The organism is Streptococcus danieliae (assembly GCF_009767945.1).
Taxonomy (GTDB): Bacteria; Bacillota; Bacilli; order Lactobacillales; family Streptococcaceae; genus Streptococcus; species Streptococcus danieliae.
Map to the genome: position 1 here is coordinate 1 of NZ_WSRS01000002.1, position 22,330 is coordinate 22,330.

The 22,330-nt window shown below is 43.2% G+C and carries 24 protein-coding genes, 1 tRNA gene and 1 pseudogene; 8 read left to right on the top strand and 18 right to left on the bottom strand.

Annotation, left to right across the window (positions count from 1 at the left end; genetic code table 11):
• Positions 1 to 223: 223 nt before the first annotated feature.
• The 15 genes from ftsH to E5983_RS00405 all read right to left on the bottom strand — a co-directional run bounded on the left by ftsH (position 224) and on the right by E5983_RS00405 (position 16,510).
• Positions 224 to 2,221: an ATP-dependent zinc metalloprotease FtsH gene (ftsH, locus tag E5983_RS00340; protein ID WP_160331958.1), complete on the bottom strand. Its 1,998-nt coding sequence runs from the start codon at positions 2,219 to 2,221 to the stop codon at positions 224 to 226.
• Positions 2,222 to 2,244: 23 nt separating this feature from the next.
• Positions 2,245 to 2,784, bottom strand: a complete 540-nt coding sequence (gene hpt / locus E5983_RS00345) for a hypoxanthine phosphoribosyltransferase (RefSeq protein ID WP_160331959.1) — start codon at positions 2,782 to 2,784, stop codon at positions 2,245 to 2,247.
• 9 nt (positions 2,785 to 2,793) lie between these two features.
• Positions 2,794 to 4,071, bottom strand: coding sequence for a tRNA lysidine(34) synthetase TilS (gene tilS / locus E5983_RS00350; RefSeq protein ID WP_160331960.1), 1,278 nt, complete (start codon positions 4,069 to 4,071; stop codon positions 2,794 to 2,796).
• Positions 4,068 to 5,372: a serine hydrolase gene (locus E5983_RS00355; RefSeq protein WP_160331961.1), complete on the bottom strand. Its 1,305-nt coding sequence runs from the start codon at positions 5,370 to 5,372 to the stop codon at positions 4,068 to 4,070. Before E5983_RS00355 ends, tilS begins: the two co-directional genes overlap by 4 nt.
• Positions 5,350 to 5,472 (bottom strand): hypothetical protein, encoded by a 123-nt coding sequence (locus E5983_RS09985; protein WP_269148522.1) that lies wholly within the window; start codon positions 5,470 to 5,472, stop codon positions 5,350 to 5,352. The genes E5983_RS00355 and E5983_RS09985 overlap by 23 nt, the downstream gene beginning before the upstream one ends.
• The gene (locus tag E5983_RS00360; protein WP_160331962.1) at positions 5,473 to 5,841 is read right to left on the bottom strand and encodes an FtsB family cell division protein; all 369 of its coding nucleotides are present in this window, start codon (positions 5,839 to 5,841) and stop codon (positions 5,473 to 5,475) included.
• Positions 5,834 to 6,100, bottom strand: a complete 267-nt coding sequence (locus tag E5983_RS00365) for an RNA-binding S4 domain-containing protein (RefSeq protein WP_160331963.1) — start codon at positions 6,098 to 6,100, stop codon at positions 5,834 to 5,836. Before E5983_RS00365 ends, E5983_RS00360 begins: the two co-directional genes overlap by 8 nt.
• 19 nt (positions 6,101 to 6,119) lie before the next feature.
• Complete coding sequence (mfd, locus tag E5983_RS00370; RefSeq protein WP_160331964.1) at positions 6,120 to 9,656, bottom strand: transcription-repair coupling factor; 3,537 nt, start codon at positions 9,654 to 9,656, stop codon at positions 6,120 to 6,122.
• Positions 9,649 to 10,218, bottom strand: a complete 570-nt coding sequence (gene pth, locus E5983_RS00375) for an aminoacyl-tRNA hydrolase (protein ID WP_160331965.1) — start codon at positions 10,216 to 10,218, stop codon at positions 9,649 to 9,651. The genes mfd and pth overlap by 8 nt, the downstream gene beginning before the upstream one ends.
• Before the next feature lie 53 nt (positions 10,219 to 10,271).
• Entirely contained in the window at positions 10,272 to 11,387 is a 1,116-nt protein-coding gene (ychF, locus tag E5983_RS00380) for a redox-regulated ATPase YchF (protein WP_160331966.1), read from the bottom strand.
• 117 nt (positions 11,388 to 11,504) lie between these two features.
• Positions 11,505 to 11,699, bottom strand: coding sequence for a DUF951 domain-containing protein (locus E5983_RS00385; protein WP_160331967.1), 195 nt, complete (start codon positions 11,697 to 11,699; stop codon positions 11,505 to 11,507).
• Between the two features lie 8 nt (positions 11,700 to 11,707).
• On the bottom strand, positions 11,708 to 12,841 hold the full coding sequence (gene dnaN, locus E5983_RS00390) for a DNA polymerase III subunit beta (protein ID WP_160331968.1): 1,134 nt from the start codon (positions 12,839 to 12,841) through the stop codon (positions 11,708 to 11,710).
• A 160-nt stretch (positions 12,842 to 13,001) separates the two neighbouring features.
• Positions 13,002 to 14,342 carry a chromosomal replication initiator protein DnaA gene (dnaA, locus tag E5983_RS00395; RefSeq protein ID WP_160331969.1) on the bottom strand — a complete coding sequence of 447 codons (1,341 nt, stop codon included), beginning with the start codon at positions 14,340 to 14,342 and terminating at the stop codon, positions 13,002 to 13,004.
• Between the two features lie 192 nt (positions 14,343 to 14,534).
• Positions 14,535 to 15,296: a ParB/RepB/Spo0J family partition protein gene (locus tag E5983_RS00400; protein WP_160331970.1), complete on the bottom strand. Its 762-nt coding sequence runs from the start codon at positions 15,294 to 15,296 to the stop codon at positions 14,535 to 14,537.
• 47 nt (positions 15,297 to 15,343) lie between these two features.
• Positions 15,344 to 16,510, bottom strand: a complete 1,167-nt coding sequence (locus E5983_RS00405) for a S1C family serine protease (protein WP_160331971.1) — start codon at positions 16,508 to 16,510, stop codon at positions 15,344 to 15,346.
• 105 nt (positions 16,511 to 16,615) lie between these two features.
• Between E5983_RS00405 and rlmH the strand changes: the two genes are divergently transcribed.
• The gene (rlmH, locus tag E5983_RS00410; RefSeq protein WP_160331972.1) at positions 16,616 to 17,095 is read left to right on the top strand and encodes a 23S rRNA (pseudouridine(1915)-N(3))-methyltransferase RlmH; all 480 of its coding nucleotides are present in this window, start codon (positions 16,616 to 16,618) and stop codon (positions 17,093 to 17,095) included.
• Between the two features lie 91 nt (positions 17,096 to 17,186).
• A tRNA-Arg gene (locus tag E5983_RS00415) sits at positions 17,187 to 17,260 on the top strand.
• A 278-nt stretch (positions 17,261 to 17,538) separates the two neighbouring features.
• Here E5983_RS00415 and E5983_RS00420 read toward each other — a convergent pair.
• The 3 genes and pseudogenes from E5983_RS00420 to E5983_RS10165 form a co-directional block, all read right to left on the bottom strand.
• Entirely contained in the window at positions 17,539 to 18,705 is a 1,167-nt protein-coding gene (locus E5983_RS00420; RefSeq protein WP_160331973.1) for a tyrosine-type recombinase/integrase, read from the bottom strand.
• A 238-nt stretch (positions 18,706 to 18,943) separates the two neighbouring features.
• Positions 18,944 to 19,501 carry a S24 family peptidase gene (locus E5983_RS00425; protein WP_228064550.1) on the bottom strand — a complete coding sequence of 186 codons (558 nt, stop codon included), beginning with the start codon at positions 19,499 to 19,501 and terminating at the stop codon, positions 18,944 to 18,946.
• A 60-nt stretch (positions 19,502 to 19,561) separates the two neighbouring features.
• A pseudogene (locus E5983_RS10165) lies at positions 19,562 to 19,756 on the bottom strand (helix-turn-helix domain-containing protein); the annotation flags it as partial.
• 152 nt (positions 19,757 to 19,908) lie between these two features.
• Here E5983_RS10165 and E5983_RS00430 point away from each other — a divergent pair.
• The 6 genes from E5983_RS00430 to E5983_RS00455 all read left to right on the top strand — a co-directional run bounded on the left by E5983_RS00430 (position 19,909) and on the right by E5983_RS00455 (position 22,322).
• A complete protein-coding gene (locus E5983_RS00430) occupies positions 19,909 to 20,127 on the top strand; it encodes a helix-turn-helix domain-containing protein (protein ID WP_160331975.1) in 219 nt (72 codons plus the stop codon).
• Between the two features lie 68 nt (positions 20,128 to 20,195).
• Entirely contained in the window at positions 20,196 to 20,726 is a 531-nt protein-coding gene (locus E5983_RS00435) for a Rha family transcriptional regulator (RefSeq protein WP_160331976.1), read from the top strand.
• The gene (locus E5983_RS00440) at positions 20,723 to 21,439 is read left to right on the top strand and encodes a BRO-N domain-containing protein (RefSeq protein ID WP_237397552.1); all 717 of its coding nucleotides are present in this window, start codon (positions 20,723 to 20,725) and stop codon (positions 21,437 to 21,439) included. Before E5983_RS00435 ends, E5983_RS00440 begins: the two co-directional genes overlap by 4 nt.
• A gap of 182 nt (positions 21,440 to 21,621) precedes the next feature.
• The gene (locus E5983_RS00445) at positions 21,622 to 21,816 is read left to right on the top strand and encodes a hypothetical protein (RefSeq protein WP_160331977.1); all 195 of its coding nucleotides are present in this window, start codon (positions 21,622 to 21,624) and stop codon (positions 21,814 to 21,816) included.
• 10 nt (positions 21,817 to 21,826) lie between these two features.
• Positions 21,827 to 22,165, top strand: coding sequence for a DNA-binding protein (locus E5983_RS00450; protein ID WP_160331978.1), 339 nt, complete (start codon positions 21,827 to 21,829; stop codon positions 22,163 to 22,165).
• Positions 22,158 to 22,322 carry a hypothetical protein gene (locus tag E5983_RS00455; protein WP_160331979.1) on the top strand — a complete coding sequence of 55 codons (165 nt, stop codon included), beginning with the start codon at positions 22,158 to 22,160 and terminating at the stop codon, positions 22,320 to 22,322. The genes E5983_RS00450 and E5983_RS00455 overlap by 8 nt, the downstream gene beginning before the upstream one ends.
• Positions 22,323 to 22,330 lie beyond the last annotated feature (8 nt).

Genomic DNA, 22,330 nt, shown 5'->3' on the forward strand with positions numbered 1-22,330 from the left:
TTCGCATCCACTAAACCAATCTCCTCTACTCATGTTTTCTGAGACTAGTATAGCTAGATTTCTACTTTATCGGAAGATACCTTGTTATTGGGCGCTTACATTAAAAAGCTAAATAATAAAAGCCTAAAACTGTCAGTTTTCAGGGATTCCACACAACTTGACAAAGAGCCAATTTTTTTTGCAAAAAAAAACTCTATGGATTAAAAATCCATAGAGTCAATGGCTATTCTGAATCAGACTCTGCTGCTTTCTCTGGGTTTGCTTCCATTTTTGAAACAATTTCATCAAAAGAAAGGGGGTGAACATCTGTCTCCTCTTCCTCTTTATTAACTGGCATTTTACCAGTTTCATAAAGGGATTTAATCTCTTGACTATCTAGAGTTTCATGTTCTAAGAGAGCTTGAGCAATGAGAGCGTGTTTTTCGCGGTTATCTTCAATAACTTTACGAGCTGCTTCATGGGCTTCTACCAAGAGTTTCCGGACTTCCTGATCAATTTCCCGAGCTGTTTGTTCAGAAACTGATTTTTCTGGGCTCACTTGGCCACTAAACAAAGCATGGTTTCCTTCATATTGAACAGGACCAAGCACGTTGCTCATTCCATATTCAGTAACCATACTTCGAGCTAACTGAGTCGCTTGTTCAAAGTCATTGGAAGCACCAGTGGTCTGAACACCAAAAATGATTTCTTCGGCAACACGACCACCCATCAAGCCTGCCAATTGTTCCTTCATATCATCCTTGGAAAGAAGGGATTGGTCTTCTTTTGGAAGAGCAATCATGTAACCACCTGCACGGCCACGGGGGACAATGGTAACTTTGTGGACCACACGCGCGTTTGACAATACCAAACCGACGATGGTATGACCAGCCTCGTGGTAGGCCACAATTTCCCGGTCTCGTTTGGATACTTCCTTGTCTTTCTTGGATGGACCAGCAATCACACGGTCTTCCGCCTCATCGATATCTGAAGCATCAATTTCTGTTTTGTTGCGACGCGCAGCTACCAAGGCTGCTTCGTTCAAGACGTTCTCCAAATCAGCTCCCACAAAACCTGGGGTTTGTTGGGCCACCAATTTCAAGTCAACATCTTTGGCCAAAGGTTTGTTCTTGGCATGGACGCGAAGAATCGCTTCCCGGCCTTTCACATCTGGACGACCGACCAAAATCTTCCTATCAAAACGACCTGGACGAAGCAGGGCAGGATCCAAGACATCACTCCGGTTGGTTGCAGCAATAACAATAATGCCTTCGTTGCCTGCAAAACCATCCATTTCGATCAATAATTGGTTAAGGGTTTGTTCGCGTTCATCATTTCCGCCACCCATACCAACACCACGACGGCGACCAACAGCATCAATCTCATCAATAAAAATGATGGCTGGGGCAGCTTTTTTGGCATCTTCAAAAAGGGAGCGAACCCGACTGGCTCCGACACCGACAAACATTTCCACAAAGTCCGAACCAGAAATACTGAAGAATGGCACACCAGCCTCCCCAGCAACAGCCTTGGCCAAGAGGGTTTTACCAGTCCCTGGAGGGCCCTCTAGCAAGACTCCAGCCGGAATCCGCGCACCAAGGTTGGTAAAGCGTTTTGGGTCCTTGAGGAATTCAACAACTTCTACCAACTCTTGTTTTTCTTCTTCAGCACCGGCTACGTCTGCAAACCGAACTTTGATTTCTTCCTTGGTAGCAGCTTTGGCACGGTTCCGACCAAAGTTCATAGCACCGCGTGCCCCGCCTCCGTTCTGGTTCATCATGGTCATGAAGAAGAACAGAACAATGACAAAGGGAACAATGCTGATCATAAACTGAATCCAAGCACCACTGGAGCTTTCCCGCTTAATGCTAAGATCAGCTCCCTTTTCTTGGGCTAGATCCTGAATTTTAGAAATATTGGCTTCTGATGGTAGGATGATGCTGGTAAACTGCTCAGCTTTCACCGAATTGGCGTCAAAAAATTGGACTCCTAGATCCGTTTTTACCTCTTGTGCTTCTTTATAAGTCCCTTGGATCTCAATCACACTACCATTGGGTTGGTAGCTAAGCTTCTTGACATTGCCACTTTCTAATTGCTTGGTTAACTCTGAAAAGGAGAGTTGTTGTGTCTGACTACCAGAATTAGAGCCAAATAGCATTTGGAAACCAGTAATCACGGCAACAATCACAAGGAGATAGGCCAAGGGATTACGACCGACGAATCGGTTGTTTTGTTTCTTCATGTAGTTCCGTTTCCTTTTATATTTTATTGATAAACTTCCTCTTTTAAAATTCCAATGTAAGGAAGGTTACGGTAATTCTCTTGATAATCTAGCCCAAAACCAACGACAAATTCATTGGGAATGGTGAAGCAAGAATAGTCTGCATCAATTTCAACCTGACGTCCTTCTGGCTTGTCCAAAAGGGTTACGATCTTAAGAGAGGCTGGCTTGCGCTCTAAAAACATCCGTTTCAAAACATCCAAGGTCAAACCGGAGTCAATAATATCCTCAATGATAACAACGTGTCGATTTTCAATATCAGCTGTTAGATCTTTAACCACAGTCAACTCGCCTGTACTCGCCATTCCACCTTGGTAACTTGAAACAGCCATATAATCTGTCTCCAAATGAGCATCGACATGGTTAATCAACTCCGCCATAAAGGGAATGGAGCCTTTTAGAATTCCTACAAAAATTGGATTTTTCTCTTGGTATTCTTGGGTCAAAGTCTGACCTAACTTTTCTGCAGCGGCAACAATCTCTTCATGAGAGATAAGTACGTTCTTGATATCCTGATCTAACATATATATTTCCTACTCTATTTTCATTTTTTGGACATAAATTCTAGCCTTCATTATACCATGTTCATTCTCGATACTCAAACATGGGCCATGACTATTGACAATTCCCTGAATCTTTTCATTCTGCTCGACAATGACGGCCTGCTCCCGCTCCTGAACCGGAATTTTCTCATTAATAAACCAACGCCGCAATTTTCGCCGATAACCGTTCCATTCAAAGGCATCCCCTTCTTGACGTCGACGCAAGAGAACTGGCTTTGACTCCACGAGAATCTCCGCCAGAATAGGACCTTGGGGTTTTCTTTCGAAGAAAAAGCGAAAGGCACCAAAATCAGTCACCTGGCCGACTTCTAGCAAAAAGGGAGGGAGCTCTTCTTGGCTGGAAGGAGGACTTGTAATTTCAAAGCTATTGTAGCGTTTGTCTAACCAGTAGCCCTGCCCTAGATAAGTCCGGTGACTTCCATCTTTCCGCAATAGACGAGCCAGGGAGTCAAGGCTGTTCGGTCCCCTGTGGAGCTGGGGATAGTTCTTTAAATACTGGTCTAAGAGGTACATTTGTAAGACCTCTGGCTCCTCTTGCCATTTTTCCAAATGGGAGGGATCCAAAGGCGGAATCCGACTGGCCAAGAGACCATAGAGGTCTTCCACCTGCTGGGATAAACGCAAAAGGCCACGATCAAGCCCCGGATTCTCCGCCCGCAAAAGGGGCAGTAGCTGATGGCGAACTCGATTACGAAAATAGGTGGGGGAGCTATTGGAGCTATCTTCAAAATAAAACTCCTGGGGCAGGTCCTGCTTGGCAAAGGGAAGCAGAGGACGAATCAGCTGACCAGGGCCAAACAACTGACACTGCTTCATCCCTCCCAGGCTCTCCAAATGCTTGCCTTGAATAATTCGCATCAGGATGGTCTCAACCTGATCATCCTGATGGTGGGCTGTGATCAGGGCTGTGTAGGCCTCTTCAACCATCAGGCGCTTAAAAAAGGTGTAACGAAAATCACGCGCCGCTAGCTCTGTAAATTTTCCTGTAAAAGAGCATGAATAGAAGGGAATTTCCAAGTCTTGCGCCAGGCGCTCTAGGGACTTCTCCTCCCAAGCAGCTTCCGGACGTTGACCATAATTTACATGGGCCAGCCCCATCTGAATCCCCAATTCCTCTTGGTGCCGATAGAGAAAACTCACTAAATACAGGGAGTCTTTACCTCCTGATAAGGCCACCAAAACCCGGCTATGCTCTTGAAAAAATTGCTGGTCTAGCACATGTTGGCGTAAATGTTCCTCAAATGTCATTTGAGTACCTCGTAGATATCCTTGGAAATGCGAGCAATCAGGTCCATTTCTTTATTCTCCGTGAAAACAACAAGAACATAGGGAGACTTGGCAAAAACAATAGCTGCATCGTGGTGAAAGTCATCCGCATCACCAATTTTATGAGCAACTAGAACCGGCAGATCTTTGGGAATCCGCTGGTCGTCAAAATTCGTTTGCTTGAGCATCTCCAAAAGCTCGCCTTGCTGGTCATAAATGGCTTCCATCAGGAAACCTGCCATTTGCGGGCTCACCTCCCGGTCCACAACATCCCAAGTCTGCCCCACAATCTGACGAATTTCCTGGTGGAAGTCTTGATTGGAGGAGTCCGTCCCATAATAGCCCAAGATATTATGAGCTACATTATCGGACTCTTTGGCTGCTTTTTCCTCTAGTTCCTTAAGACTGTAGTTTTTTCCATCCGGTTCTTTGGGAAGACTGCCTGTTCCAGCTGGATCATAAGCGCCATCATAGTCTTCCGTTTCTTTCTTATAAAGAAAGGTGTCTGTCCACTTTAAAGTGCCGTCCAGGACCTGCTTTTGCACATAGTAAAGGTAGGGAAGTTTGGTGATACTAGCCGAATACATGATTTGATCTAGCTTCACCCCTGCCACCTGCTGGGTTTCCAGTTGTTTCACATAGATGCCCAGTCCCTCTTCTTGGTACTTCTGCTCCAAAAGCTCCTGTACCCGCTGGATACGGTTGTCCTCCTTTGATAAAGAAGACCAGGCAACATATTCCCCTTTATCGGTAAGGGCAAAGGGACCACGTGGATAGGTCAATTTTTGAACAATCCGTACCTGCTGATAAGGCTTGTAAGGAACAGAGGCAGGTTTTGTCTGAGCTGTTGGAAACTCTTTATAAAACTGGGCTCCGGGTTGGATAAAAAAGGACTGGTCCAAGGTCTCTGCCGTCAGAACTTGATTGTCATAGACCAGACTCCGACTACCCAAGATATGACTCCCGTCCTTTAGTGTAAACAGGGGAGTCCCATCTTCACGATAAATCAAGCTTTGGATCTCCAAAGCTTGATTGGGGAGGATTGTGTTTTTGATATCTTGCAACTCTTGATCCTTAAAACTAACTAATGCTTGAGCAGCTAAGGGCTGCTGGGGTAAGTCTTGGTAAAACAAACCGAAAGGCAGCTGGGTCAACAAGGCCTTTTCTCTAAGCCCCAGGGTTAAATTCTCGGCTGGGTCTAGTTTCACAAAAGGCCAGCTGACAAACCAGCACAGGACTGGCAAGAGTAGCCATTGCTGCTTACTGGTCTTCGACATGGTCATTTAAATAGAAGGTTTTGTTCTTTTCCGCTAGTTCAGCTAGTTTTTCCTCTGAAAACTGGAGAAAAAGCGCAACCTTTTTCATGAGTTCTGATTTTTCCATTTATTTAGGTAGGAGGTCCGGTATGGTATAGATGGTTTCCCCGTCTTTTGAATAGTAATAACGGGCCCGCATATACTTGCTGGCATAGTCATCATCTTCTAGCTTCTTGGCTAGATTCGAGAGCCTCTCTTCTTCCCTTTCTAATTGTTGGTATTGTTGGTCCATTTCACGGTAGTGCTTCCGTCTTTGTTCCAAAACCTCGCGATTTCGAACCAGGTTAAAAATAGGAAGGATAAACAGGAGCACCACCAAAATAAGGACCCAACCTATAAACCGATTCCGCTGCCGGCGGTGGTCATGTTGTTCACGCCTTTGGGAGCTTTCTTCGTGAATATAGGCATTCTTCATTTGCAGGACATTTTTAGGCATCTTCTTCGATCCTTACTTCCTCCAACAATTCATACATTTTGGAGGCATCTTCTTTTTTGGTGCTGTCCAACATTTCTACAACACGAACGCGCACCAACTTGTTACCAAAACGGATTTCAACAATATCGTCGATTTTTAAATCAGTTGAGGATTTTGCCAGGATACCATTGACTTTAATTCTCCCCTTGTCAGCAACTTCCTTAGCCACTGGACGTCGTTTGATCAGGCGAGATACTTTCAAATACTTATCTAATCGCATGGTTCATTCTCCTTTTTTTCTATTGTAACACGTTTTGTTCAGGCTTTTGATCGTGATCCTCTAGTTTCTGATCCAATACCTGCGCTAAAAAGCGGGTTACCTGGAGCAAAGCCTCGAGGATCTCGTAATCTTTTTCCTGTTTGGCCTTAAAAATGATTTCCATTTTTCCTTGGACATCGCTTAATTGTGCTTTCAAAGTCGTTTGTGAAAGGGCTTGGAAATAATCTTGGGCCAAGAAATAGCGGCTAGCTTTGGCAGCAAAGCGAAGGTGAATAGCTCCGTTTCGCAATAAAATATTTTCGACAAAAACCTTATCTGCATAGGCTTTTAAAAGGGCAATTTCAAGCAGATAGGCCACCGCATCTGGATACTCTCCAAAACGGTCAATCAACTCTTCCTGCAACTCTTGGTAAACTTCTGGTCCATCGATTTGACGAATCCGTTTATAGATCTCAATCTTCTGCCGTTCATCTTGAATATAGTCAGATGGCAAATAAGCATCGATGCCCAAAGAAATCTCTGCGTGGGTTCCCTGTTTTACCTGAACCCGATTCTGCTTCTTAGCGATAGCTTCTTCTAATAATTGTGAATAGAGTTCAAATCCAACGGAGTCAATGAAACCACTTTGGGAGCTTCCCAATAGATTTCCTGCTCCACGAATGGAAAGGTCCCGCATCGCAATTTTAAAACCACTGCCCAGCTCTGTGAAACCTTTAATCGCATCCAAGCGTTTCTCTGACACTTCTGTCAAGCTCTTGTCAGGCTTGTAAAAGAGATAGGAATAGGCAAGCCGATTGCTACGGCCGACACGTCCCCGCAATTGGTAAAGGGTTGACAAGCCCATGTAATCGGCATTTTCAATAAAAAGCGTATTGGCGTTTGGAATATCAACCCCTGTTTCAATAATGGTTGTGGTGACCAAGACATCATAAACACCATTGATAAAATCCAAGAGGGTATTTTCCAAACGCACTTCCGACATTTGACCGTGGACAAAACCAATCGAAGCTTCTGGAATCAGTTCCTGCAATTCGGCAACCTTCAGTTCAATGGTTTCGACACGGTTGTAAAGATAGTAGGCCTGGCCGCCTCTTTCAATCTCCCTTAAAACAGCATCACGGATAACTTGGGGATTGGTTTCCATTACAAAGGTTTGGACTGGGTAGCGATTGGTTGGAGGGGTTTCAATAACCGATAAATCTCGGATTCCTAGCATGGACATATGCAGGGTTCGGGGAATCGGAGTAGCAGTTAGGGTTAAGACATCTACCTTATTTTTCAAGGCTTTCAATTTTTCTTTATGTTTCACCCCAAAACGCTGTTCTTCATCGATGATGATCAAACCTAGGTCGGCAAATACCACATCGTTTGAGAGGAGACGATGGGTTCCGATGATGATATCGACTTGTCCCTTGGCCAATCTTTCCAGGATCTCCGCCTGTTCTTTTTTACTTCGAAAGCGGCTCAGACCGTCCACCTCAACCGCAAATTCTGCAAAACGTTCTTGGAAGTTTACCAAGTGTTGTTGAGCGAGAACGGTCGTCGGCACTAGGATGGCCACTTGTTTCTGATCCTGCACCGCTTTAAAGGCTGCCCGCATGGCGACCTCGGTTTTTCCAAACCCAACATCCCCTACCAAGAGACGATCCATGGGTTTGTCTTTTTCCATGTCCTCTTTGATTTCCTGAATACTCTTGAGCTGGTCCTCTGTTTCCACATAGGGAAAATCATTATCAAATTCTTCCTGATCCGGAGTGTCTGGCGAAAAGGCAAATCCCTTCAGCTGGGCACGCTCCGCATAAAGCTTCAGCAAGTCATCGGCAATATCTTCGACCTGCTTTTCAATCTTCCGCTTGGTTTTCTGGAAACGACCGTCATTTAGTTTGTTCAGTTTCGGAGTTTTTCCGTCACTGGCCACATATTTAGACAGCAAATCCAATTGATCAACTGGTAGGGAGATACGATCGCCGTTTTCATAACGGACCGTGAGGTAGTCCCGATGATTCCCGGAAACCTCTAAGGTCTCAATTCCTAGATATTGACCGATTCCATGGATGGAGTGAACAACATAGTCGCCTTTTTCCAACTCCTGATAACTTTTTAAGCGCTCGGCGTTTGAAATCGTCTGTCGCCGAACCCGGTGTTTATTCTTTTTATGGAATAGTTCCTTCTCTGTAATGACCAGTAATTTCTGATCTTGGAGTTGAAAACCTTGACTCAAGCCAAGTTGACACAATTGTATCCCATTAACCTTGATTTCATCGCTTTTCACAAAATCCACTGTCAATTCATACTCCTGTAAAGAAGATTGTAAAGACTGTAATCTTTCTTTAGAAGTGATGTCAAGCAGAATTGTATAGCCCGATTTCTGAAAACGAACCAACTCCTCTTTAATGATTGGGATTTGGTTAAAGTAGTCCTGGAGTGGAAATTCCTGAAACTGGTATAAGCCGCTTAATTTTAAGTTTCCAAACCCTCTTTGAATATAGGAAAAGAAACTAGCTGGCTTGTGGAGACGCCACTTAGAGTAGGTATCCAGATAGTAGCGTTGAGTTGACACTGCTTTGTCAATCTGTAATTGATCTGTCAAGAACTGAGCAACCTCTAGTTCTTGTTGGGCTTTTCTATCTGTCAAGCGTTGAAATTCATCAAAAATGACCAAATTTTCCTTTGACAGGTAATCCAAAAGGCTCCATTCTCCCTCATAGAAGTATTGTAAGAATCCTGGATAGGCATCATGGTAAGAATAGTTACGAACTGCAGCAAGAATTTCCTGAAGATAAGAGAGAAGACTTGGATTGGATTGAGACTCCATCAATTCAATCAAGGCTGCTTCAGCACGGTCATAGTCTGCTTGACTAAGAATCTGATCAACAACTGGCTGGAGAGTCAAAGAATCAACCTGTTGTTGCGAACGTTGATGGTCGGGACTAAAGATTCTGAGACTGTCTAATTCGTCGCCAAAGAACTCTAAACGATAGGGAAAGTCTTGGCCTAAGGGATAGATATCCAAAATATCTCCGCGGTGGCTATATTCTCCTGCTTGAGAAACCTGGCCCACCTTCCGATAGCCCATATCCGTTACTACTTGCAACAAATCGTCAAAGGCATAGGTTTGCCCTAATTCTAGGGTCATTTTGTAAGCCGCATAATCCTTAGGATTTGGTAAACGGAGGCCCAGAGCAGCTAGATTGGCAATCAGAATACCCGATTGATTTTCTTGCAGAAATTGGAGACTTTGAGCCCGTGCATATTCTCTCTCCTTGGAAGCAAAGGCTAACTCTACCGCCGCCACATCTTCAGCAATAAAAGGATAGACCTGCTCCTCTCCCACTAAGGCTACCAAATCGCTTTCCAAGCGTTCAGCCTCCACCACACTGGCAACAACCACCACAATTTTTGCTTGTTTGGTACGTAAGAGACTGGCAATTGCGAGAGCTTTGCTACTGGCAGAAAGGCCTAAAATCAGTTGCCGCGAGTCCTTGGTAAAGCCTTCTTGCCAAGCTTGCATTTGCTGATTTTGTTCAAAGAGTGAAATGAGATCGATTTTAGCCATTGTAACGCCTCATTGTAGCTTCTAGGTCACTTGTCTCCAGATAATGGTAAAGTCCGTCTGTGACGCGTTCTAGGGCTTCTGACATCGCGATTTGTTCCTCAGCCGTAAAATTCCCTAGTACATAGTTAGGAACAGACTGCTGGGGCGCTGGACGGCCAATCCCAACCTTGAAACGGAGAAAATCCGAATGCCCTAACAGATGGATAATGTGTTTGATCCCATTATGACCACCTGCTGAGCCTTTGGCTCGCAGACGAACTTTCCCGACAGCCATATCCAGGTCATCATAAATCAGGATTAGATCCTCAGCCGTTAACCCGTAATAGGCCAGGAGGGCTTCGACAGCCAAACCACTTCTATTCATAAAGGTCGTTGGTTTTACAAGATAGATTTTTTCTCCTCGATGGAAAAAGGAAGCTACTTCTGCTTGAAAAATACGATCTTCCTTGAACGTAATATTTTCTTTTTGGGCAACATGATCCACAAGCTGGAAACCCACATTATGGCGTGTTTGTTGATATTTAGAGCCTGGATTGCCCAAGCCGACTACAAGTTTGGTCATTATTCCTCCAATACGAAAAGAGGCTGGGAAGGTGCCAACCTCGCTTGATTATGTTAGACGTTAAAACGAAATTCCATGATGTCGCCATCTTGAACGACGTACTCTTTTCCTTCTTCACGCAGGCGTCCAGCTTCTTTAACAGCCTTTTCACTACCATAGGTCATCAAATCATCATAGGACATGGTTACAGCGCGGATAAAGCCTTTTTCGAAGTCTGAATGGATAATCCCAGCTGCTTGTGGTGCTTTCATTCCCCGTTTAAAGGTCCAAGCGCGAACCTCTTTCTCACCAGCGGTGAAGTAGGTTCCCAAACCTAGAAGGTGGTAGGCAGCGCGAGTCAACTTGTCCACACCGGATTCTGCTAGTCCCATTGCTTCGAGAAACTCAGCCTTGTCTTCATCTTCTAATTCGGAAATTTCTTCTTCCGCACGTGCTGAAATCACAACTACCTGAGCATTTTCTGTTTCCGCAAAGGCGCGAATTTGTTGGACATACTCGATAGCATCAGGATCAGCTACTTCATCTTCTCCCACATTGGCCACGTAAAGAACCGGTTTTGTAGTTAAGAGGAATAAACCTTTGACCATTGCTGCTTCTTCTGGACTAAACTCAATTGTCCGAGCAGACTTCCCATCTTCGAGTACCGGTTTAATTTTTTCTAAAACGGCAAATTCAGCGACAGAGTCCTTATCCTTTTGAGTACGGGCCATCTTCTCAACACGCGCATAGCGTTTGTTAATACTTTCGAGGTCGGCCAAAATCAATTCTAGATTAATAGTCTCAATATCTGCCATTGGATCCACAAAATCAGATTCACGTCCTTGTTCCCGCATGACATTTTCATCGTCAAAAGCCCGAACCACATGGACAATTGCATCAACTTCACGAATGTTAGCCAAGAACTTATTTCCTAGCCCTTCTCCCTTAGAAGCTCCTTTAACAATTCCAGCAATATCCGTAAATTCAAAAGTAGTTGGAACTGTTTTCTGTGGTTTAATAAATTCCGTTAGTTTGATCAAACGTTCATCGGGTACTTCCACCCGACCAACATTGGGATCAATAGTCGCAAAGGGATAGTTTGCTGCCTCTGCTCCTGCTTTGGTAATTGCATTAAATAAAGTGGATTTTCCAACATTTGGTAATCCAACAATTCCTGCTGTTAAAGCCATGTTTACTCTCCTATTTTCAATTCAATCCATTATATCATATCCGCCTAAAAAAGGGCGTGCAACTCCAATTTCTCTTTCTAAACAGAAATTGGCCAGTCACACCCCCTAAGGCTCCATTTATTGTAAAATTCGTTTTATTTTTTGTTCAAAATCATGCCGACTCATCATAATCAAATGCTGGCAATTGTGACACCGCAGTTTAATATCGGCCCCTAAGCGTAGAACTTCCCAATCATTGGCCTTCTTACCCGTCTCTTTAACCAGACAGGCATGCGGTTTTTTCATTTCAATCCTAGTTCCAACTTGATACATCCTACCTCCTAATTGGTCCGAACTGGAGTAATTAACTGAATCAGATGATCATCTTCCATTCCTTTTAAGGTAAAAGGTCGAATATGAGAAATAAAGCTAAGCTCGACTTCCTCAGCCTTAATCGCCTTTAAGGCCTCAATCAAATAGTTAGGGTTAAAACTGATCGTCAAGTCTTCCCCAACAAGATGAATCGTTTCTAACTCTTCGTCAACCTGTCCCACCTCTGGAGAATGAACATAGGAACGGACTATCTGGTCTTTGATTTCCATTTTGACAGTTCCATTCTCGGTCGCATTGGAAAGAAGCCGTGCCCGCTCCATAGCTTGCCGCAGGCTAGCAACATTGAACGTAATTTGACTATTAAATTCTTTTGGAATCAAGCGGTCTGTATCCGGGTAATTTCCTTCTAGCAAACGCGTGTAAAAGGAAATATACTCACTTTTGAAGAGCATTTGGTTGTGGGCAAAATAAACCTTAACTGTTTCAATTGCGTCATCAAAGACAGCTGTAAATTCCTTCAAAGAACGGCTGGGAACGACCACATCAAAATGATCACCCACATTCTCCAGTTGAATTACTTTTTGGCTTAGCCGGTGGGAGTCTGTGGCCACTGTTTTAAGTTGTTTCTGATCATTGAGAACAAAGTGAACCCCTGTTAGGATTGGGCGACTTTCCTGGTTACTTGCTGCAAAGGCTGTTTCTGAAATGAGTTCCTTAAGGACTTTCGTTTCCAATAGGAGGGGATTGGTTGTTGGGACTTCCTGAATTCGAGGATACTGATGACTATCTTTTCCTTTTAGGGTAATCTCAGACTTGCCACTTTTAAGAATCAATTGGTGATTTTCAATTTCTTTCAACTCCAATTCAACGGATGGAAGGCTGGAAACGACATTAATGAAAAAATTAGCTTCTAACAGCAAACTACCTGGGGCATCAATGACTAGGCCAGCATTTTCTTGGTCAATTGAAATAAAGTTTTCAATTGAGATCTGACCGTTGGAACCAATTAAGGTAATCCCTTCAGCTGCTACTTCTATTTTTAAGGTTGATAGAATGGGAATTGCATTTTTGGTACTAATGGCACGTTTCACTGTATTCAGAGCTTGAAGAAAAAAATTCTTGTTAATTGAAAATTGAAACATGGGGTCTCCTTTATTTATTATTTTAGTTATTAATTGTTAAGTATTAGTAGTAGGGCTTGTGGATCTTGTGGAAAAGTCGCTTCAAGTGAGTCCACAAGTGAGGTTAGACTTGTGCACAACCTGTGAATAACTTGGGGAAAACTTCGGGAGTTATCCACAGCTACTTTTTCAGGTTTTTTTTAATTTCCTCAATTTCCAAAAATAAACTTTGGTCATCTTTAATTTGTTTTTTGATTTTTCGATGGGCATGGATGACAGTTGTGTGGTCTTTGCCCCCGAAAGCTTTGCCAATTTTGGGTTGAGAGTTATCTGTCAGTTCGCGACTAAGATACATGGCAACTGAACGAGCCAAGACGATGTGTTGTTTCCGAGAGCTCCCTTTAATTTCCTTGACACTGATTCCGTAGAATTTGCCAACTTCTTCTTGGATATTTTCGATTGGGATAACGGTAATCCGTCGAACATCTTCTTTGCGAGAACGGATGGCTTGAGCGGCCAATTCGACGGTAATGGTTTCAACTCCTTGGACATCTGCAACGAGTCGGATGTCATTTAGAGCTCCCTCTAGTTCTCGCACGTTGCTATCGAATTGATTGGCTAGGTATTCGAAGGTTTCAATGGGGAAGGTGTAGGGAAGATTCTGGGTTTTGGCTTGAAGGATGGCAATCCGTGTTTCATAGTCAGGAGGTGTGATGTCAGTGATTAGGCCCCATTCAAAGCGGTTAATCAAACGCTCGGGCATGCCATTTAGTTGATCGGGTCTACGGTCACTGGTAAAGACAATTTGTTTTTCTTTTTTGAAGAGGGTTTCGAAGGTATTGAACAATTCTTCCTGAGTGCTGGCCATGGTGTCTTTGTTGAGTGATTGGATATCATCAATAATCAGCAAGTCCAGGTTGCGGAAACGCTCTTTAAAATCTTCGGTATTGGCCAAGCGAATGCTTTCGATAAAGGAATTGAGAAAGCTTTCAGCCGAGATGTAGAGAACTCGATTATTAGGGTAGTCTTCGAAAAAGGCATTTCCAAGAGCATTGATCAGATGGGTTTTTCCGAGACCCGGGCCGCCATAAATGAATAGGGGATTGTAGGTATTCCCTGGTGCTTCGACAACAGCTAGGGCTGCCCCCAGGGCATGGATATTCCCATCTCCGCGGACAAAGTTGTCAAAGCTATGTTTCCTGATCAGTCCTGTATCTTCCCGATTTTGAGGCTGGACCTGGGGAGCTGCCCTGTACTGCTCTTGGTAGGCAAGTGGACGCTCAAAAACGTAGTGCACTTTGAAATCAACGTGATAGAGTTCAAAGCCAGCAACGCGGAGATTTTCTTGGAAATTATTCTCCCAATAGTCTTGTTTGATGGGATTGTCCAGGTAAACTGTAATGGTGTCTCCATCAATTGAAACAAGTTCAGCTCTATCGACAAAAAACTGGATGGATTCAGCGTCATTTGTTTGCTGGCTTAATTCTAAAAAACGCTGCCAAAATTGTTGATTTTTGTCCATAGCGATTCCTTTCCTGTGTATAACTCGATTAGTAGGATTATATCATAGCTAAAAGTTTTCCACAACCTGTGAATTGATATCCACATGTTTAGAAAAAGTTTTCCACAACCTGTGAATTCCAGTTAGAACTGTTGAACAATCAACTTTTGGCTTGTGAATAATTTTGAGAATAAAAAAGAAAAATCCACAAGTCTATTTTAACTTGTGGATAATTCGCTCGTATTCGTCAAGATCTTTGTAGAAGATGGTGATACTTCCTTGATTATTAGAATTTTGTTGGATCTGGATGCGCGTGCCGAGATTTTCTTGAAGTTGACGTTCGGCATCTGCAAGGAAGGGATCTGTTTTTTTCGTTTTTGGAGTTTCCTCTTTGTGTTTCAAGGCAGCCTCTAGCTGACGTACCGACCAGCTCTTGCTTTGGATTTCTTGCAGGAGGTAGAGTTGTTTTTCAACTGTTAAAGGAAGCAGGAGGCGCGCGTGTCCAGGGCTAATATCTCCTTGAATGAGGGCCTCTTGTAAGATAGGGGCTAGTTTTAGGAGACGGAGGCTGTTGCTAATATAGGGGCGGGATTTGCCCAGTTGCTGGCCAATGTCTTCATGGGTTAAGCCGTGTTGAACCAGTTTTTGGAAGGCCAGTGCTTCCTCGATGGGATTTAAATCTTCCCGTTGTAAGTTTTCAATAATGGCTTGTTCCATCATCTGGGAGTTGGACAAGTCTTTAACCAGAGCTGGAATGGTGGACCAGCCTAGCTTTTTACAGGCACGTAAGCGCCGTTCCCCAGCCAATAATTCGTAACCGGTAATGGGGGATTGACGGACAATGATGGGTTGAATGAGGCCGTTGACAGCGATGGATTGACTTAATTCTGTCAAGGCTTGCTCTGAAAATTGTTGTCTTGGTTGATACGGATTGGTTTGAATTTCTGCAATCCGAATGTCTGTCATGTAATCCATTTGTAAAGTATAACACCGCCTTACGAAATTGTAAAGCGGTGCAGGGACTATTGTTTTAGGTCTTTGGTTGATTTGTCGAGTTTTACTTCAACTTTTTCTAACTTACCATCGCGGTAATATTCAATGGTGACGGTGTCGTTTAGTTTTTTACTGTAAAGAGCGGTTTGTAAATCGCTAGTTGACTGGATTTCGCTGTCGTCAATCTTGGTAATGACGTCGTATTGTTTCAATTTACCGTCAACAGGGAAACCAGCTTGGATGGAGCGGATCACAACACCGCTTTGAATTGTTTCAGGCAGTTGGAGTTGGTCCAAGTCACTGGTTGAAAGGTTTGTCAGGTTGGTCATGCTGATGCCAAGGGCTGGTCGATTAACGGAACCATTTTGCTCCAGTTGTTCGACGATGGCAATAACTTCATTAGAAGGAATGGCAAAGCCCATACCTTCAACGGATACGCCAGAGATGCTGGAAGCAATCTTACTGGATGTAATCCCAATCACCTGTCCGTCAATGTTGATGAGGGGACCGCCAGAGTTTCCTGGGTTAATGGCTGCATCAGTTTGTAAGGCTTTAGTGGAGATGGTTTGGCCATCTTCTGAACGCGAGGTAACCGTCCGTTCCAGGCTGGAGATAATTCCTTGGGTGACGGAATTTGCATAGTCGGTTCCCAGAGGGCTTCCGATTGCAATGGCTGTTTCTCCAATGCTTAGTTGACTAGAATCGCCTAGTGTTGCAACTTCTTGGACTTTATCAGCAGGAATGCGGACTACCGAAATATCTGAATAGACATCGGAACCGACCACCTCGCCTTCGACCTTGCTTCCATCAGCGAATTGAATATCGAGACGATCTGCCCCAGAAATGACATGGGTATTAGTGACGAGATAGGCATGTTTATTATCTTTTTTATAGATAACCCCAGAACCTTCTCCAGCAGCCATATCTTCGCCATTATCGCTAGGACTCAGATTAAAAATACTATTACTTTGGTTGTTTTCCGTATAGCTAATCACAGATACAACGGCGTTTTGTACTTTATTAACAGCTAGTGTTGTACTGGTTTCATGTTTTTGCGTTTTTTTGGGAACAACTTGAGTCTGGTTGTTCATGAGCATTTGATTTTGAGAAAGCTGACTTCCAGCATAGCCTCCTAAAAAACTAAGTCCGAGGATACCAGCAGCAATCACAGGTGTTTTTAATGATTTATGTTTCATGTGGACCTCCAATTCACAAGTTGACTATATAAAATCAGACTTAATTATAGCTTAAATCCCCAAAGTTATCCACACATTGTGGATAACTTTGTGTATAATGGGGATATGAAAGTAAAAATTATCACAGTGGGAAAACTAAAAGAAAAGTATCTGCGTGACGGAATCCAAGAATATCAGAAACGGCTGTCACGTTTTACACAGGTCGAGATGATTGAATTGGCCGATGAACGAATCCCAGATCGGGCCAGCCAAAGTGAAAAGGATCAAATCATTGAAAAAGAACACCAAAAGATTATGGCCAAAATCCAGGAACGTGATTACCTGGTCGTTTTAGCCATTGAAGGTCGCTTGCAGTCTTCTGAAGCTTTCAGTCAAGCCTTGGCTCAGGCAACTTTAAAAGGTTATTCTACTTTGACCTTTGTGATTGGTGGGAGTTTGGGACTGTCTGAAAAATTAAAAAAACGGGCTCATTTACTTCTCAGTTTTGGATTAATGACTTTACCCCACCAGTTAATGAAATTGGTTCTGGTTGAGCAGATCTATCGTTCCTTTATGATCCAGGAGGGCAGTCCCTATCATAAATAGTTTCCCCCGCTAGGACGAGGAGCCTTTCAGTAGTAGGGAATAGTTGAACTGCTTGCATTTGAAGGGTTTATTTGGTAGAATAAATCGTGTTGGTCCCATAGCTCAGCCGGATAGAGCATTCGCCTTCTAAGCGAACGGTCGCAGGTTCGAATCCTGCTGGGATCATGTAGATAGAGTCTATAGTAGAATAGAGGACTGGTCTATAGCCAGTTCTTTTTTTGACGGCTCTTATGAAAATATCTGCTTGTTTTTTTAGAAATGGTCTTGTGTAGTTTCATTTCAGGCAGTTTGGGGTACATCTTGGGATTTGAATCCCTTTAGGAGGCTATTTTAAGATAAAATAGACAAAAAGTTTCAAGGATTACCAAGAAAGCCTGTAATAATGGGATTTATGACCTATCGAAAAATATTGACTTCTGAATTTATTCCCCAATTTGTTCCCCCTAGAGATTTTTCAGAGCTGTTTCAAAGTATGAGACGGCTTTTTTTGCGTTCTCTTTTGAGAGGTGGCTGTAGATGTCCATAGTCATTGATAGCTGGGAGTGTCCCAGTCGGTGCTGGAGTTCCTTGTAAGGGATCCCCGAGTTAAGCAGTAAGCTGGCGTGAGTATGTCGGAAGCAATGGAATCCAAGATAAGGAACGCGGGCTTTTTCGCAATGTACTTGAAGGCGATAGCGTAACCTCCGACTATGCGGGTAATCATTGATGAAATCAGAAAAGACCACAGTTTCAGTCCTTCCCAGTTTCCAAGCCTCTTGAGTTTGTTCTCGCTTGTAACTCTTTAGCATGGCCACAGTCTCTTGGCTTATATCTATATCCCTTTTACTTGATTGGGACTTAGGACTGTTTACCTCCTGTTTATGGTTCAACGTCTTAGTGATGTGTACCACCGATTGGGAAAGGTCAATATCTGACCAGTGGAGTGCCAGCGCTTCATTGATACGGCAACCAGTAGCCAGTAAGAACTTGTAGAGGGTGACCTCGTATCGATGGCGGTAGATGGTTTGGTCAAGGGTATCTAAATAATCAAGAAATTGTTTTAACTCCTGATTGTCAAAGTATTTTAGCTTTTGGTGATTGGCTTTCTGGGTATTTCTTGGCAGTATTACCTCCCTGGCTGGATTGTAGGGGAGTGCTTGCATGGTAACACCATACTGAAGAATCCGCTTATTGAGCGCGTGGATTTTGTCATAGTGAAGATATGCCCCTTGGTCTCCCCTATTGGTTTGCTCGGCCAGTTTGTTGATGATTGACTGAATCAATGGAGTGGTGAGCTTATCCAGTTTGTACTGACCGAACAAGGGGATAATATGACGGTTTAGGAGTGTCTTTATCCCATTTTGAGTATTGGGCTTGACTGTATGCTGGTAGCTGTCCCACCAAAGGTTGGCAAGTTCTTGATAAGTGGTAATGCTGGTAGATTTGATCCGAGTAGTACCGTTTTTCTGAAAGTCTACAATAGTCTTCCGAGCCTTTGCCTTGACCTCTTTCTTGGTTCTGCCCGTGATGGTGGTTTTGACTTTCTTTCCTGTCACCTTGTCAGTTCCAAGGTAGATGTTAGCCCTGTAGACGGTTGAGCCGTCCTTTTTTGTAATCTGTTTGATATTCATGATAAACCTCTTTCTAAATTCATCAGTAGGCAAGCGATAAAGTTTTTTAGGTTTGAATCATGAATGGAGCGCACGCGCCCCGGATTAGATTTTGTCAGAGTGTTTGGAAAGAGTGAGTCCGTAGAATGTGGGGTCACGTTTTGTCACCTCATAGGGTGAGGTAAGGGTTAGGTATCGTGAGTTCTTCTCTTGGTTCGTTTTGGAACTTCTCGGCGTTCGGCATGTAAACAAAAAAAAGCTAGATGACCCTATCACTCCCGATAACTGAAAAGATTTTGATGTGAGTATCTTCAGTAGGTGGGAAGTCAATCACGATGTCAGAGTATTTAGGGTTGATGGAGACCAGGCGGAGCGCGTGGGGTTCGGTGTAGACACGTTTCAAGTACGTTTTATCATTGACCACGACAGCGCAGACTTGGCCTGAATAGTTAGAAATCCCCTTATCTATTAAGTAGACCACGTCCCCATCATGGTAGTTAGGTAGCATACTATCACCGTCAACGATTGAAGCGATGTCGTGCCTCGGTGGTTCGTTGGTGACTTGTACGGTGGTTTTGTCGTCGTCATCATAGCTAAAACCAAGGCCAGCAGCTAGACTTGATACTGTTTCCACGTCATAAGTGATACCTAGTTCTTCTACAGCCGTTTCTTGTTCTTCTAGGAGACTATGGCCATACTGTACCCACTTTTGGCGATTATCGGCTGTTAGTTTTTGGTCAAGCTGGTTTAGGTCGGAAGGAGTGGGGGATGAGGTTGAGGTATTTGAAAAAGTTCCGACTTGGCCACTTAGTTTCATCACCTCGTGTGGGATATTGTCTACAAATCTTGGGTCAAGTTGTGATTTTCTGATATTTAAAAAGTCGGCCATCTTTTGTAAGTTTCCCGCAGTCGGTAACGATGTTCCTTTTACATAACCGGTTATAGTACTTTTGGGAATCCCAGTAGAGTTGTGGAGGTCTATTTGGCGGACTCCTCTAGCAGACATATATTTATTTAGATTGTGTGAAAATAATTTCCTGTTTAGTAGGTCTTGAGGGCTAGATTTTGCCATATTATTTCCCTGCTTTCATTGTCTCTTATAGAATAATTGTAACACTAAAATAGAAAAAATACGAGTATTTCAGAATTTTTTTAAAAAAGTTTGACAAAGTACGAAAATAATAGTACTATCTTTCTATCACTTTTGAAAGGAAATTAGAAAAAATGCAACAATGGACACTAAAGGCTTGCCGTATAAATGCTGGATATACGTTGAGACAAGTTGCCGAAAAGGTAGGAAAAAGTTTTCAAACTATATCCAAGTACGAAAAAGATAGTACTGAAATTCCTTTAAGTCTACTAAAAGATTTAGCAAAACTTTATAACATGAAAATAGATGATATTTTTTTGGGAGATAGTACGAAAAAATCCGAACAGAGGTAGAGTCTCAGAGAGATTGAACCGACCATCACTATTGATGACTTATTTTTCAGTTAGAAAGGATCAACACCATGAACCTAGTCTATTTAGACGGCAAGAAAGAGCCGTACACAACTCACGAAATCGTGGCAGAACATGCTGAAATCGATAGTATTTCAGTTAGAAAGCTGATTGATAAACACAGAAAGCGATTGGAAGCCTTTGGGGTTTTGTCATTTGAAATCCATAAACCTGAAAAAGGTTCTTTAGGTGGGAGGCCTAGAAAAATCTATCACCTAAACGAACAACAAGCGACCTTACTTGTTACCTACCTGGGAAATTCTCTCCCCGTGGTTGAATTTAAGACAAACCTAGTCCGTGCCTTCTTTGAAATGCGGGACGAGTTGGCCAAGTTTCAATTACAACGACAACTTGAAGCACCGAAACGCAAAGCCTTACATAGTGCCATAGCAAGATGGGAACACGCTCCCAAGCATGCCCATTCTACAATGGTCAACCTGCTTTTGAAGGGAACCACAGGCTTGAATAAGAAGCAACTGACTGAAGCGCGTGGGGGAACTACAGCAAACTCATTGACGAGTTGCGAACTATCCACGGCTTGAACCTGGTTGCTATTGGCCAACGTATCGGTACAGATCCGAGGACGGTAGGCAAATGGCAAGCAGGTAAGCATAAACCGAATAAAGATAGTCGCAAGAAGATAAATGCCTTATATAGAGAAGTGAGGAAAGACATGACAACACAGAATACAGTGAATCCATTTGAAGATTTTTTCGATTGGTCAAAAGAAGTTAGTAAGAAACCAGTTGCTGAAGTTATTACAGTTCAACAATTCGGGGAACACTCTTTTGAAATTTATGGAGACAAAGATAATCCGCTTTTTATTGCCGTTGAAGTCGCTAAAATGATTGAGGTACAAAACACAACGGACTTATTAAAGAGGGTTGATGAAGATGAAAAGCTGACCTATGTAGTATCTAGGGCAGGACAAAAACGAGAAGTGAACATGTTGACAGAATTCGGCTTATATGAAGTTCTATTCCAGTCACGCAAACCAAAAGCGAAAGAATTCAAAAGGGTTGTCAAACAAATCCTGAAAGAAATCCGTCAGCAGGGTTACTACATGCAGGGCGAGCTGGTAGAACCAACAACAGCACCCACAGAAGAAGAAGCAGAACGCTACTACATTGACGCACTGACAAAGCTTATTTTGGAGGCCACAGACCTAAGCGAGAAAGAGCGTCTAAATCAACGCCTGGGGCTTTTCTTAAAGAATCGTAACTACTACAGCAAGCGAATCGAAACGAGTCACTAAGCGCGTGAGAACACAAAAAAAAAGACCTAACGGATACCAGCCGTTAAGTCTGACGGAACAAACCAAAACCAACCATCAGTAGGCATGCGATAGAGGTTTTTAAGTTTATCATGAATATTTTAATTATATCAGAAATTAGGGCGAGAAGCTATGAACGTAATGAATATTATGGGGAGGGAAGCATGAACGAATTATATTTATCAATCCATGACCAACTGTTGACCTTGCTTGTTTTGTTCCTTCTGCTGGGGCTTACGGTATTCCACCGAAAGCCAAAGATTGAGACCACAGAGGAAACACGCGCCACAAAGCAAGAAACAGAACTAACCCCAGACTATGGCCGATATATTTGGTTAGCTGGTCGGTACTACAATTAGGAGGCAGAAGATGACAGATTTAGAAGTAAGGCTACTTAGGCTTATTCCAGTAGGGAGTCAGAGGCCTATCAATACGAAGGAGCTTGCTAAACTCCTAGGAATCAATGAGCGGACAGCACGGGATATTATTAGCCGTTTGATTGTTCGCTACCGCGTCCCAATTGTGGCCAACCGTGGGGGCAATAGCGGGCATTATATCCCAGTTGATGATGGGGAGCGTTTGGCGGGAATCCGTGAGCTACAAGCCCAGCATAAGGCAGAGGGTGAACGCTTGAATACACTTATTATGGCCGACCTAAAGCAACATGAAAAAGTGTTGGCAGAGTTTGAGGAGAAAGAACATGAATAAGATTGATTTAGAAGATATTAGGGTAAAACTTCCCAACTTGGTGACTATATCCGATAGTACTCTAGCTTGTGATGACCGTAATTTGACCTATGCGACACTATCTACTGTTACCGACGTCTTAGACACGATTGTCAGAGCGATTGATGAAGTAGTTTAGGAGGAAAG

Coding starts and splice junctions, on each gene's coding strand:
- pth (WP_160331965.1), bottom strand. CDS start 10,218: ATGACCAAACTTGTAGTCGGCTTGGGCAATCCAGGCTCTAAATATCAA.
- ftsH (WP_160331958.1), bottom strand. CDS start 2,221: ATGAAGAAACAAAACAACCGATTCGTCGGTCGTAATCCCTTGGCCTAT.
- E5983_RS00450 (WP_160331978.1), top strand. CDS start 21,827: ATGACAGATTTAGAAGTAAGGCTACTTAGGCTTATTCCAGTAGGGAGT.
- E5983_RS00355 (WP_160331961.1), bottom strand. CDS start 5,372: ATGACCATGTCGAAGACCAGTAAGCAGCAATGGCTACTCTTGCCAGTC.
- E5983_RS00455 (WP_160331979.1), top strand. CDS start 22,158: ATGAATAAGATTGATTTAGAAGATATTAGGGTAAAACTTCCCAACTTG.
- E5983_RS00425 (WP_228064550.1), bottom strand. CDS start 19,501: ATGAAACTAAGTGGCCAAGTCGGAACTTTTTCAAATACCTCAACCTCA.
- ychF (WP_160331966.1), bottom strand. CDS start 11,387: ATGGCTTTAACAGCAGGAATTGTTGGATTACCAAATGTTGGAAAATCC.
- E5983_RS09985 (WP_269148522.1), bottom strand. CDS start 5,472: ATGGAAAAATCAGAACTCATGAAAAAGGTTGCGCTTTTTCTCCAGTTT.
- rlmH (WP_160331972.1), top strand. CDS start 16,616: ATGAAAGTAAAAATTATCACAGTGGGAAAACTAAAAGAAAAGTATCTG.
- dnaA (WP_160331969.1), bottom strand. CDS start 14,342: ATGGACAAAAATCAACAATTTTGGCAGCGTTTTTTAGAATTAAGCCAG.
- E5983_RS00400 (WP_160331970.1), bottom strand. CDS start 15,296: ATGGATTACATGACAGACATTCGGATTGCAGAAATTCAAACCAATCCG.
- E5983_RS00405 (WP_160331971.1), bottom strand. CDS start 16,510: ATGAAACATAAATCATTAAAAACACCTGTGATTGCTGCTGGTATCCTC.
- E5983_RS00385 (WP_160331967.1), bottom strand. CDS start 11,699: ATGTATCAAGTTGGAACTAGGATTGAAATGAAAAAACCGCATGCCTGT.
- mfd (WP_160331964.1), bottom strand. CDS start 9,656: ATGGCTAAAATCGATCTCATTTCACTCTTTGAACAAAATCAGCAAATG.
- dnaN (WP_160331968.1), bottom strand. CDS start 12,841: ATGTTTCAATTTTCAATTAACAAGAATTTTTTTCTTCAAGCTCTGAAT.
- tilS (WP_160331960.1), bottom strand. CDS start 4,071: ATGACATTTGAGGAACATTTACGCCAACATGTGCTAGACCAGCAATTT.
- E5983_RS00365 (WP_160331963.1), bottom strand. CDS start 6,100: ATGCGATTAGATAAGTATTTGAAAGTATCTCGCCTGATCAAACGACGT.
- E5983_RS00360 (WP_160331962.1), bottom strand. CDS start 5,841: ATGCCTAAAAATGTCCTGCAAATGAAGAATGCCTATATTCACGAAGAA.
- E5983_RS00435 (WP_160331976.1), top strand. CDS start 20,196: ATGAACCTAGTCTATTTAGACGGCAAGAAAGAGCCGTACACAACTCAC.
- E5983_RS00430 (WP_160331975.1), top strand. CDS start 19,909: ATGCAACAATGGACACTAAAGGCTTGCCGTATAAATGCTGGATATACG.
- E5983_RS00445 (WP_160331977.1), top strand. CDS start 21,622: ATGAACGAATTATATTTATCAATCCATGACCAACTGTTGACCTTGCTT.
- E5983_RS00420 (WP_160331973.1), bottom strand. CDS start 18,705: ATGAATATCAAACAGATTACAAAAAAGGACGGCTCAACCGTCTACAGG.
- hpt (WP_160331959.1), bottom strand. CDS start 2,784: ATGTTAGATCAGGATATCAAGAACGTACTTATCTCTCATGAAGAGATT.